Genomic DNA, 11,763 nt, shown 5'->3' on the forward strand with positions numbered 1-11,763 from the left:
GACGCGCTCCAGGGAAGGGGTGTGGATCAGCCCCTCAGCCTAACCGTTCGAGGTGAGGCGGACCGTTCCACCAGCAGCCAGCCGCCGCACGCCATCACCAGGGCGGCCGGAGCGGTGACCGGGAGGGCCACCAGGGTGGCGCTGTGCCCCTCCAGGATCCCGCCGAGACCCGTCATCGACAGGCCGAGGATCCCCAGCAGGCAGAGGGTGATCCCGAGGGCGGCGACGGGCCCGCTGCCGGTGCCCCCGGCGCTCCGCACGGGGGCCTCGAAGCGGCGGAAGGCTGCCACCAGCAGGGCGGTCAGGGCGGCGGCCAGCAGGATCCGCACCGGTACCTGCGCCCACCAGGCGCCGGTGGCGGGCTCGGGGAGGGCCAGGCCGAGGGCGAGCTGGGCGGCGTACACGGCCAGCATCGCGGTGAGGTGCCACAGGAAGGCCGTCATGGCGATGCCGTTCGCGGCGACGACACCGCGCCAGACGCGGGGCCGCTCCAGCCAGGCACCGGCGGGCCGGGCCAGCAGTTGCACGGCGCCGACGAGCCACAGGCCGTGGCAGAGCAGGGCGAGGGTCGGCGGGGCCATGTTGGAGACCTTCTCGCCGGGCATCCCGACCATGGACAGCGGGTACGGCCCGGCCGCGACGAGCAGCACGGCCCCGCCGAGCCCGGCGGCGGCCGGCACGGCCGGCCGGGTGATGCGGCCGTCGGCGCGCAGGAAGCCGAGCTGGTGCACGGCCAGCCACACGAAGGCGAAGTTCAGGAACTCCACGTACGGCACCCCGAGCGCGAAGCGCAGGACGTCGACCAGGGCCGCGGCCGCGGCGAGCGCGGCGAAGACCGCCCAGCCGTGGCGCTGGTGCAGCCTCAGCAGGGGCGGGGTGAAGGCCACCATCGCCAGGTAGATCCCGATGAACCACAACGGCTGCGTGATCATCCGCAGCGCGGCCCCGGCCAGCGGGCCGTCGCCCGCCCCGGCGAGCTGCACGAGGACGGCGCCGGCCGTCCAGAGCAGCACGAACACCAGGGTGGGCCGCAGCAGCCGCTGGAGGCGGGCGCGCAGGAAGGCGGCGTAGACGGGCCGGCCGTCGCCGGCGCGGCGCTCCAGGGAACGGTACGAGAGGGCGTGCGAGAACCCGCCGACGAAGAAGAACACCGGCATGATCTGGAGCCCCCAGGTGAGGGCCTGGAGCGGGGGCACGAGGGCGAGCAGGTTCCCTATCCCGTCGCCACTGACGGCGGCCATCAGCCAGTGGCCGAGCAGGACGGTCCCGAGGGACGCGACCCGCAGCAGGTCGACGTAGCGGTCCCGGGTGGCGGGGGTGGCCCCGGCCATGTCGCGTGCGCTGACTGTCATGACCCCACGGTGCCGGGTCCTGCCGTCGGCCCGACAGGGCCCGGATACTCAACTCCCGCCTAGGTACGAGCCCGACGCAGCGGCGCGAAGCCGGGGAGGCCGCTCGCGGCCGCACCGCGCGAGCGGCGCGTCAAAGGATGGTGGCTCCCGGCGCCGGGGACGTCGTGGTGCGGGTGGTGCGGCAGGTGGTGGAGGCTTCTAGGGCGGCTGCCACCTTGGCGGCGGCCTCCTCGTCGCGGACGAGGAACGCCGTCGTCGGCCCGGAGCCGGAGACCAGCGCGGCCAGCGCCCCGGCGGCGGTGCCCGCGTCGAGGGTGTCCGCCAGCTGCGGCCGCAGGGAGAGGGCGGCCGGCTGGAGGTCGTTGGCGAGGGTCGCGGCGAGCGCGTCGGGGTCGCCGGAGGCGAGGGCGGCGAGCAGCGCCGGGGAGGCGTGCGGCGCCGGGACGGCCGAGCCGGCGGTGAGCCGGTCGAACTCGCGGAACACCGCCGGGGTGGACAGGCCGCCGTCGGCGACGGCGAACACCCAGTGGAAGGTGCCCGCCTCGACCGGGGTCAGTACTTCGCCCCGCCCGGTGCCGAGCGCGGCGCCGCCGATGAGGCTGAAGGGGACGTCGCTGCCGAGTTCCGCGCAGATGTCGAGGAGTTCGGCGCGCGGGGTGTCGAGCCCCCACAGGGCGTCGCAGGCGAGCAGGGCGGCGGCGCCGTCCGCGCTGCCGCCGGCCATGCCGCCGGCGACGGGGATGTTCTTCGCGATGTGGAGGTGGACGTCCGGGGTGAGGCCGGCCCGGGCGGCGAGGAGTTCGGCGGCCCGCGCGGCCAGGTTCGTGCGGTCGAGCGGCACCTGGTCGCTGTCGGGGCCTTCGCAGGTGACGGTGAGGGTGTCGGAGGCGGTCGCGGTGACCTCGTCGAAGAGGGACACGGCGAGGAAGACGTTGGCGAGGTCGTGGAAGCCGTCGGGGCGGGCGGCGCCCACCGCCAGCTGGACGTTGACCTTCGCGGGGACCCGTACGGTCACGCTCTGCCGGGCGCTCACAGCGCGGGCCTTTCGGGGGCGGGCTTGTGCTCGGCGATGGCCGCGAACTCCTCGACGGTGAGGGATTCCCCGCGGGCCTGCGGGGAGATCCCGGCGGCGACCAGCGCGGCTTCGGCGCCCGCCGCCGATCCGGCCCAGCCGGCGAGCGCGGCGCGCAGGGTCTTGCGGCGCTGTGCGAAGGCGGCGTCGACGACGGCGAAGACCTCGGCCTTGGAGGCGGTGGTCTTGATCGGTTCGGTGCGGCGGACCAGGGAGACGAGGCCGGAGTCGACGTTGGGGGCGGGCCAGAACACCTTGCGGCCGATGGATCCGGCGCGCTTGACGTGTGCATACCAGTTGGCCTTGACGGAGGGCACTCCGTAGACCTTGTTGCCCGGTTCGGCGGCGAGCCGGTCGGCGACCTCGGCCTGCACCATGACGAGGGTGCGTTCGATGGACGGGAACCGGTCGAGCATGGTCAGCAGGACGGGTACGGCCACGTTGTACGGGAGGTTGGCGACGAGCGCGGTCGGCGCCGGGCCGGGCAGTTCCGTCACGAGCATGGCGTCGGAGTGGACCAGCGCGAAGTGGTCCTTCTTCCGCGGCAGCCGCGCCTCGATGGTGGCGGGCAGGGCGGCGGCCAGGATGTCGTCGATCTCGACGGCGACCACCCGGTCGGCGGCCTCCAGCAGGGCGAGCGTCAGCGAGCCCAGACCCGGCCCGACCTCGACGACCACGTCGTCCGGCCGCACCTCGGCGGTGCGGACGATCCGGCGGACCGTGTTGGCGTCGATGACGAAGTTCTGGCCCTTCTGCTTCGTCGGGCGTACGCCGAGGACCTCGGCCAGTTCTCGGATGTCGGCCGGCCCGAGGAGCGCGTCGGACGTGCTCTCCACGGGTGTCTCGTCGGGCTTCTCGTTGGGCTGCTGCTCTGCGGTGCTCACCGTCAAAGCGTCTCAGATCAGCAGAGCAATCCCGAGCCGGACCTGTCGTCTGGTTCGAGGGCATGTTCCCACCGTGGAGGTGCGGCGTGGGCGTGGAAGTGGAATCCCGCCCCCAGTTCCGTTCCTCGTGGCCTGTGTCGGCCGGTGGCGGGTGTGCTGATCGTCGTCACGCCCTGGAGCCGGCGGGCTGCGCGGGGCAGCCGTCTGCGGTCCGTGTGAGCGTGTCCCTCCGGACGCTGGCCTGCCGGAGCCGAAGGCGTGGCAGGGGAGGGTGTCCGGCGTCGCCTGGGCGTCGGACGTGTCGTCTCGTGCCGGGTGGGGCCGGTCTTGGAACGGTCCCACCGGGTGGCCTGATGGGCGGTCGGTGTGATGACCGCGCCTGCTTCGAGGGTGTCCACGACGGCACGGATCGCCATGGCGCTGGTCGCGCGGTCGGTCACGGTCTTCGCCTGGTGGACCAAGCCCCGTGAAGCGATGCGCCGCCACGCGCCCTGATCACGGTCGCCCTGCCAGCGGCAGTCGGGGCTCGGGCATGACGCCCATTTCCAGCCCGGTGTGGTGGGCCGGTCGGGGGCCTTGCGGTGACGCAAGAGTGTGAGGCAGTGAGGGCAGTGCCTGGAGGTGTTCCGCGCTGGGACGGTGACGACGGCTATGCCCGACTCGGCGGCCAGGTGCCGTGTGTGGTCGACGATCTGTCCACGCACCTGCTGGGAGAGGCGCGTGTTGAGGGTGCGGCCCATGCCACCGGCTTCCATCGAACGGAGGTCTTCGACGTAGATGACGCTCGCCGTGGCGGCGATGGCCTGATCGACCACCCACCGGGCGGCCGCCCAGGCCAGTGCGTCGTTCAGGTTCGACCGGCGTGCGCAGACCCGGCTGACCTCCCCGCGCAGGTGGCTGTGTCTGGCGGCCAGGGCGTGGTGTTCGTCTCCGGCGATCAGCCGCTCATAGTGGCTGACCTTGGCCTGCAACCGCTCGGTCAGCCGACGCAGGCGGTGCTGCTTGGCGAGGACCCCGGCCGCCCGGAACATGGCTCCAGCCCCGAGGGCGGTGATCCGGCCGTCGTCGTGAAGGCGCGCAGCCCCGCAGGACAGCAGGGTGTTCAGGCCCCAGTCCACACCAAGAGCGACGGTGTGCCCGGTGCGGGCCGCTTTCGGTACGGCGTGGGTGAACGCGAGATCGACACGCACCCGGCCCTGGTGCAGCCGCAACGTCGGCAGGTGCAGCAGCGCGCCTGCCGGAATCGTCGGAGGCAGGCGAATGGGGCAGGCCACCCATGTCCAATCCCGATAGGACTGCGGATCGGGCCGGGTGGGCAGCTGCAACCGCAGCAGGGCACGACCCGGCATATCCGCCCGTTCGATGGCGGCCTGTTGCAGGTCGCATGCGGACAGCAACAGCATCCGAGCCTGCCTGGGCGCACGCTCCATCTCGAACACGCTTACGGGTGGTCTGCCGTGCTGCCTGACGAAGGCGAGGATCTGTCGGGTGCGGGCCTTGATGACCGTGGACGGCAGGTGTTGCCCGCCCGGGAGCTGCTCACGCACAGCTTCCCACTCCTGTGGATTCCGCCGGGCTGGATGCTGAGGCCAGGTAGCGATCACTGCGGTAGTGACGTCCGCGCGCCACTTCACCGACCGCAGGACGCGCCCGGCCTGCTCCTGAGCCATGCGGACGACCCGGTCGTTGGCCCGAACTCCTCCGCGAGGCCGTACGGTCCAGCCGAGACGGCGCAGTGCCATCCAGGCATGCGACGGCAGCCTCCTGCCCTCGTCGTCCACCCCCGCTGCAAGAGCATCTACGTCGACCGCGTTCCAGTGCGTGGCCAGCACGTCGGCGGCCATGGCGGCTACCAGGTCGGCCGCCCAGCCAACCCTCTCGGCCAGAACGGAAACGGCCAGCACCTCACCGCTCGCCTCGTCCACGCCCGCCCGCAACAGACCACCGGCACAAGCGGTGCGGGTGGTCTCGCCTCTCGCGAGCGTCGCCTTCCGCTCCACCGCTCCACCCACTCCCGTACGACCGGTGCTGTCATCCGATCAACGAGGCCCCGGCCTGAAAGGTCACCCGTTCGATCCACGAATCCGCATCGGGGACACGGGCGGTCTCGACACCGATGGACTACAGGAGCCTACGGCCGCAGTGGGGCCACGGACTCGCCCCCCGCTGCACGTAGAGCTTCTTCGCCCGGTACGTCTGCTCGCCGGCCGGGGCGTCCTGGGGGCGGCCGCTGCCGCCGAGGGCCTGCCAGGTGCCCGCGTCGAACTGGTAGAGGCCGCCGTAGGTGCCGGAGGCGTCGGTGGCGGTGGGGCGGCCGCCGGACTCGCACTGGGCGAGGGCGCCCCAGTTCAGGCTGTCGGCGCCGGCGACGGAGGTGGGCATCGGCTTCGTCCCGACCCTGATCAGCTGGCCGACGGGCTCGCGCACGACCTCCTCGGCGACCTTGCGGGGCTGCTGGCGGACCCCGTTGACGGTGCGGAGGCTGTACGTGACCCGGCGCGCCCCGGGCCGGCCGGAGCGCTCGACGACCTCGGTGCCGGTGAACAGGTCGTCGTCCTCGACGCGCTCGGTCGTGTAGGGGATGCGTTCCTCGCGGACCTCGCGGGCGCCGGTGATGCGGAGCACCGTGACGGTCTGGCCGTCGCGGGGGAAGGAGTCCGGGGGGACGGAGGTGGTGTCCTCGCCGCGCAGGGTGATGCCGGCCTGGTCCAGGGCTTCCTGGACGGTGGCGGCGTTGGTGCGGATGGTGCGTTCGCGGCCGTCCGCCATGAAGGTGACGCCGCGTTCGGTGCGCACGCCCAGGGTGAGGCCGGAGCGGGGGACGGGGGCGGTGCGGGGGGCGGAGAGGTACGCGCCTTCGACGCGGACGCCGAGCTGGCGCAGGGCGCCTTCGACGGTGCCGGAGGTGGTCCACATCTGGCGGGTGGAGCCGTCGAGGGTCAGCCGCAGGGGGCGGCCGTAGCGGACGACGATCTGTTCGCCGTCGTCGAGGGCGGAGCCGCGGGCGGGGGCGACGAGGTCGTGGGGGCCGACGCCGAGGCCTTCGGAGGCGAGGAGTTCGTCGACGCTCCCGGCGAAGGTGTGCAGGGTGCGGGGTACTCCGTCGACGGTGAGGCGGACGGCCTTGTCGGCGGCGACGAAGGCGGTGGTGCCGCCGGCGAGGAAGGCGACGACGAGGGCCTGCGGAACGATGCGGCGCCAGTGGTCGCGGGGGTTCGCGCCGGGGGCGCGGGTGGTCCGGGTGCGGGTGGCCCGCCGGCGGCGGGGGCCGGGGGCGGGGGGCGCGGCGGCCGGTTCCGCGGGGAACTCCGCCGGGGCGGGCGGGGCGGGGGCGCGGCGGCGGCCTCCGGGGCGGCCGGGGACGGCTTCCGGGGCGGGGGGCGCGGGCGGGGCCGGGGCGGCTGCGGCGGGGGCGCGGCGGCGGCCGGTGGGGCGGTGGGGGCCGTCCGGTTCGGCGTCGGGGGCGGGGGCGGGGGCGGGGGCCGGGACCGGGGCGGAGGGGGCTTGCGCGGGCGCCTGCGCGGCCCGGCGGCGGCCCGGCCCCTGGTCGGCGCCCTTGCGGCGGCGGGCGGCCCGGCCCTCGCCGCGGGGGGCGGGCACGCCCGACTCGGGGGCGGGGTCGTGGCCTGGGGCCCCGCCGGGGTCCCGGCCCGGGTCCGGAGCGGGGTCCGGTTCGGCCTCCGGCCAGGACACACGGCGGTGACTGCCCTGCGTATCGCTCACGTCGCTCGCTCCACTGGTCCGGCCCCGGCTGGTTCGGGCACGGCACCCTAGCGGCAGTGACCGTCACGCACCAAAGCCGTTCGACTACCCAGCGTGTCGACCGAACGGATGTACCGGCGGGTGTGCGAGTGACAGGACGGCGGGAGTGGTGGCGGGCGCGGCGACACGCGTCAGCGGGCGGCGACACGCGTCAGCGGGCGGCGACACGCGTCAGCGGGCGGCGGCGCACGTCAGCGGGCGTCAGCCGCCGAGCCGGTAGTCGAAGGCGCGCGCCGTGTTGGCGGCGAGGGCCGTCGCCATGGCGTCCTCGCCGATGCCCCGGACCGCCGCCATGGCCCGTACCGTCAGCGGAATGAGGTACGGGGCGTTGGGCCGTCCGCGGTACGGCGCGGGGGTGAGGTAGGGGGCGTCGGTCTCCACCAGCACCAGCTCCAGCGGGGCCACCGCGAGGGCCTCGCGCAGCGCGCCGGCGTTCTTGAAGGTGACGGTCCCGGCGAAGGACATGTAGTAGCCGGCGGCGGCGCACTCCTTCGCCATCTCGGCGTCCCCGGAGTAGCAGTGGAAGACGGTGCGTTCGGGCGCGCCCTCCTCGCGGAGCACGCGCAGTACGTCGGCGTGGGCGTCGCGGTCGTGGATGACCAGGGTCTTGCCCTGCCGCTTGGCGATCTCGATGTGGGCGCGGAAGGAACGCTCCTGCGCGGCCATGCCCTCGGGGCCGGTACGGAAGAAGTCGAGGCCGGTCTCGCCGACCGCCTTGACGTGTTCGAGTGCGGCGAGCGCCTCGATCTCGGCGAGGGCCTCGTCGAGCGCCGCGTCCCCGCCTCCGGCCCGGGCGCCCTGGCGCGACCAGCCGTCCGGGTCGCCGTGGACGATCCGGGGGGCTTCGTTCGGGTGCAGGGCCACCGCCGCGTGGACGTTGGCGTACGCGGCGGCGGTCTCGGCGGCCCAGCGCGAGCCCTTCACGTCGCAGCCCACCTGGACCACGGTGGTCACCCCGACGGAGGCGGCCTTGGCGAGCCCTTCCTCGACGGTGCCCGACTGCATGTCGAGGTGGGTGTGCGAGTCGGCGACCGCCACCCGCAGCGGTTCGGGCAGCGGGGGCGGCGCGTCCTTGGAGGAGGCGGAGGAGGGGCTAGGGCTCATACGGCCGATCTTATGACCGGCCGCTTGAGCCCGTACGGACGGTCACGGCCCGCCGTCACGGCCCCGGTCACCCGGGATAACGGTCACCCGGGGCCACGGCCCGTGGCCGCCCGCGGTCAGGTCCTGCGGAAGAGTCCCCGCAGGCGGGCGAGGAGTCCGCGCCGTTCCTGGACGGCGCCGACCGCCACCGGTCCCGGGGAGTCGTGCTCCGGCCGCTTCACGTGGGATTTCGGGGTCCGGGGTTCGGAGGCGCCGGCCGGTACCGGACCGGCGATGCCGGGGGCGACCCGGTGGTGGTAGAGGCGGTCGAGGGTGCCGAGCACGGAGGAGACCTGGCCCTCCCGCATGATCCGTACGACGTGTCCGCCGCAGTTCAGGCAGGTCGGGTTGGACAGCGGGGACGGGACCTTCTCCCCGCCGACGGTGTACAGGATGAACGCCTCGCCCCGGCCGTCGACGTGGTGCTCGATCTCGTACCCCTGCTCCCATCCGAAACCGCACTTCATGCAGGCGAAGGAGTAGGCCTCGTGCACCGTCGGGACGGAAGGGGCCGTCGGGACGGACTGTGCGGGCGGGACGGGGCGCGCGGCGGAGCCGGCGGCGGGTGCGGGAACGGGTACCGGGGTTTCTGCGATCTCACTCATGCCAGCTCCTCTTGTTCCACTGGTGCCATTGCCAGTGGACGCCTCTTCGGGCGGGAGCGCATCAGGCCCTGTCTAGTGTTGGACGGTCTTTGGGCCACTCATGCCCAAAGCGCCCGGTGCGCGGTCTGAGCTTTGCCTTTCAGGTTAGCTCTTTACCGACCTACGGCACCTTTTGTGCCGCATTCTTTGCCGCGACCACCGCGTCGAAGACGTCGCGCTTGGGTACTCCGGCCTCCGCCGCGACCGCCGCGATGGCTTCTTTTCGGCGCTCCCCGGCCTCCTCGCGGACCCGTACGCGGCGCACGAGCTCCTCGTCGTCCACGTCCCCGGGGGCGGCGGCCGGGGCGCCCTCGACGACGATGGTGATCTCCCCGCGCACCCCGTCGGCCGCCCACAGCGCGAGCGCGCCGAGTCCGCCGCGCTTGACCTCCTCGTAGGTCTTGGTCAGCTCCCGGCACACGGCGGCGCGCCGGTCGGTGCCGAAGACCTCGGCCATGGCGGCGAGGGTGTCGTCGAGCCGGTGCGGGGCCTCGAAGTAGACGAGCGTGCGCCGCTCGCCCTCGACCTCGCGGAGCTTGCCGAGGCGCTCGCCCGCCTTGCGCGGCAGGAACCCCTCGAAGCAGAAGCGGTCCACGGGCAGCCCGGACAGGGCGAGCGCGGTGAGGACGGCGGAGGGGCCGGGGACGGCCGTGACCTTGATGTCCTTCTCGACGGCGGCGGCGACCAGCCGGTAGCCGGGGTCGGAGACGGAGGGCATCCCGGCGTCGGTCACGAGCAGGACCCGCTTGCCGGCCTCCAGGGCCTCGACCAGTTCGGGGGTGCGGGCGGACTCGTTGCCCTCGAAGTACGACAGGACGCGCCCGGTGGTGTGCACGCCGAGCCCCTGCGTCAGCCGGCGCAGCCGCCGGGTGTCCTCGGCGGCGATCACGTCGGCCCGCTCCAGCTCGGCGCCGAGCCGGGGAGGGGCGTCGGCGAGGTCCCCGATGGGGGTCCCGGCGAGGACGAGGACACCGGTGGAGGAAGAGGCTTCAGCTGTCACCCGCGCATTGTCTCATTGGGGCCCGGCCCGCCCCGGGGCCTCGGGGCGCCCCCGCCCGCCGCGAGTTCACCGGCGGACCGGGCCCCAATTCCACAGCCCCGTTCCCTACGATGTGCCGGTGACCAGTACCGCGACGCCGCCGCCCAGCCCCGCGGGGGCCCCGCCCGTCCCGCCGGGCGGACGCGACCTCGATCCCGAGACGACCACGTCCGTGTGGCTGCGCCGGCTGCGCGGCTTCGGCTACGCGCCGCCGGTGCCCGCGCCGGACGTGCGGACCCGGCTCGTGCCCCCGTACACGCGGCCGTCCGTCGCGCTGTGGACGGCGCTGGGCGTGCCGGGGGCGAGCCGGCGGACCTGGGAGCGGGTCATGGCGTGGGCGGGGCCGCTGCTGGTGACGCTGGTCGCCGGGGTGCTGCGGTTCACGCACCTGGGCAGTCCGAAGGCGGTGATATTCGACGAGACGTACTACGCCAAGGACGCGTGGGCCACGATCCGGCAGGGCTACGAGGCCAGTTGGCCCAAGGATGTCGACAAGTCGATCCTCGCCGATCCGAACACGGTCCCCCTCCCCCTGGACCCCGGCTACGTCGTGCACCCGCCGGTCGGCAAATGGGTGATCGGGCTCGGCGAGTGGATGTTCGGCCTCACGCCCTTCGGCTGGCGGTTCATGACGGCGGTGCTCGGCACCCTCTCCGTCCTGATGCTGTGCCGGATCGGGCGCCGGCTCTTCCGCTCCACCTTCCTGGGCTGCCTGGCGGGCGCCCTGCTCGCGGTGGACGGGCTGCACCTGGTGATGAGCCGCACCGCGCTGCTCGACCTGGTGCTGATGTTCTTCGTCCTGGCGGCCTTCGGGGCGCTGGTCGTCGACCGGGACCGGACGCGGGCCCGGCTCGCGGCGGCACTGCCCGTCGGCGAGGACGGCCGGGCCCGGCCCGACGCCGAGGTCGCGGAGAGGCTGCGGTTCGGGTGGCGCCCGTACCGGATCCTGGCCGGCGTCTGCCTGGGCCTGGCCTTCGGCACCAAGTGGAACGGCCTGGTGGTCCTGGCCTTCTTCGGGATCCTCACCGTGGTGTGGGACGCCGCCGCGCGCCGCACCGCCGGCGCCGGATCCCCGTACGCGGCGATGCTCCGCCGGGACGCGCTGCCCGGCTTCCTGTCGACGGTGCCGGTCGCGATCGCCGTGTACCTGGCCTCCTGGACGGGCTGGATCCTGAGCCCGGACAACGGCAAGGGCGGCTACTTCCGCGACTGGGCCGCCAAGTACGACAAGAACAGCTCGCTGTCCTTCCTGCCCGAGTGGCTGCGCAGCCTGTGGCACTACGAGACCGAGGTCTACAAGTTCCACGTCGGCCTGACCTCGGGCCACACCTACGAGTCGAACCCGTGGAGCTGGCTGGTCCTGGGCCGGCCCGTCTCCTACTTCTACGAGTCCCCCGCGCCCGGCACCGACGGCTGCCCGGCGACCGCGGCGGGCAAGTGCGCCCGCGAGGTCCTGGCCCTGGGCACCCCGCTGCTGTGGTGGGCGGGCTGCTTCGCCCTGCTGTACGTGCTGTGGCGGTGGTTCTTCCGCCGCGACTGGCGGGCGGGCGCCATCGCCTGCGCCCTGGCCGCCGGCCTGCTGCCCTGGTTCAACTACCAGGAGCGGACCATCTTCTACTTCTACGCGGTGGTCTTCGTCCCGTACCTGTGCCTGGCGGTGGCGATGATGACCGGCGCCCTCCTGGGCCCGTCGGGCTCGACGGAACGCCGCCGGGCCTTCGGCGCGATCGCGGCGGGCGTCCTGGTCCTGCTGATCATCTGGAACTTCATCTACTTCTGGCCCGTCTACACGGGCCAGACCCTCCCGATGGACTCCTGGCGCGGGCGGATGTGGCTGGACACCTGGATCTAAGACTTGATCCGCAAT

General features: G+C 73.7%; 9 protein-coding genes. 1 reads left to right on the forward strand and 8 read right to left on the reverse strand.

The annotated features are described in order from the left end of the window. Positions 1-26 precede the first annotated feature (26 nt). From OOK31_RS34515 to rsmI, 8 genes are all read right to left on the reverse strand, one after another. Positions 27-1,352 (reverse strand): acyltransferase, encoded by a 1,326-nt coding sequence (locus OOK31_RS34515; protein WP_267091351.1) that lies wholly within the window; start codon positions 1,350-1,352, stop codon positions 27-29. Between the two features lie 130 nt (positions 1,353-1,482). Next, positions 1,483-2,385 carry a 4-(cytidine 5'-diphospho)-2-C-methyl-D-erythritol kinase gene (locus OOK31_RS34520; protein ID WP_267091352.1) on the reverse strand — a complete coding sequence of 301 codons (903 nt, stop codon included), beginning with the start codon at positions 2,383-2,385 and terminating at the stop codon, positions 1,483-1,485. Further along, the gene (gene rsmA, locus OOK31_RS34525) at positions 2,382-3,260 is read right to left on the reverse strand and encodes a 16S rRNA (adenine(1518)-N(6)/adenine(1519)-N(6))-dimethyltransferase RsmA (RefSeq protein WP_267091554.1); all 879 of its coding nucleotides are present in this window, start codon (positions 3,258-3,260) and stop codon (positions 2,382-2,384) included. The genes OOK31_RS34520 and rsmA overlap by 4 nt, the downstream gene beginning before the upstream one ends. 65 nt (positions 3,261-3,325) lie before the next feature. Beyond that, a complete protein-coding gene (locus OOK31_RS34530; RefSeq protein WP_267091353.1) occupies positions 3,326-5,308 on the reverse strand; it encodes a transposase in 1,983 nt (660 codons plus the stop codon). A gap of 121 nt (positions 5,309-5,429) precedes the next feature. Continuing rightward, on the reverse strand, positions 5,430-7,031 hold the full coding sequence (locus OOK31_RS34535; RefSeq protein ID WP_267091354.1) for a resuscitation-promoting factor: 1,602 nt from the start codon (positions 7,029-7,031) through the stop codon (positions 5,430-5,432). Positions 7,032-7,271: 240 nt separating this feature from the next. Further along, complete coding sequence (locus tag OOK31_RS34540) at positions 7,272-8,174, reverse strand: TatD family hydrolase (RefSeq protein WP_267091355.1); 903 nt, start codon at positions 8,172-8,174, stop codon at positions 7,272-7,274. 116 nt (positions 8,175-8,290) lie between these two features. Then, entirely contained in the window at positions 8,291-8,680 is a 390-nt protein-coding gene (locus tag OOK31_RS34545) for a hypothetical protein (protein ID WP_267091555.1), read from the reverse strand. Between the two features lie 298 nt (positions 8,681-8,978). Then, positions 8,979-9,857, reverse strand: coding sequence for a 16S rRNA (cytidine(1402)-2'-O)-methyltransferase (rsmI, locus tag OOK31_RS34550; protein ID WP_267091356.1), 879 nt, complete (start codon positions 9,855-9,857; stop codon positions 8,979-8,981). A 211-nt stretch (positions 9,858-10,068) separates the two neighbouring features. Between rsmI and OOK31_RS34555 the strand changes: the two genes are divergently transcribed. Next, positions 10,069-11,748, forward strand: coding sequence for a dolichyl-phosphate-mannose--protein mannosyltransferase (locus OOK31_RS34555; protein WP_267091556.1), 1,680 nt, complete (start codon positions 10,069-10,071; stop codon positions 11,746-11,748). Positions 11,749-11,763 lie beyond the last annotated feature (15 nt).

The sequence above is a fragment of the Streptomyces sp. NBC_00249 genome (assembly GCF_026342355.1).
Classification (GTDB): Bacteria; Actinomycetota; Actinomycetes; order Streptomycetales; family Streptomycetaceae; genus Streptomyces.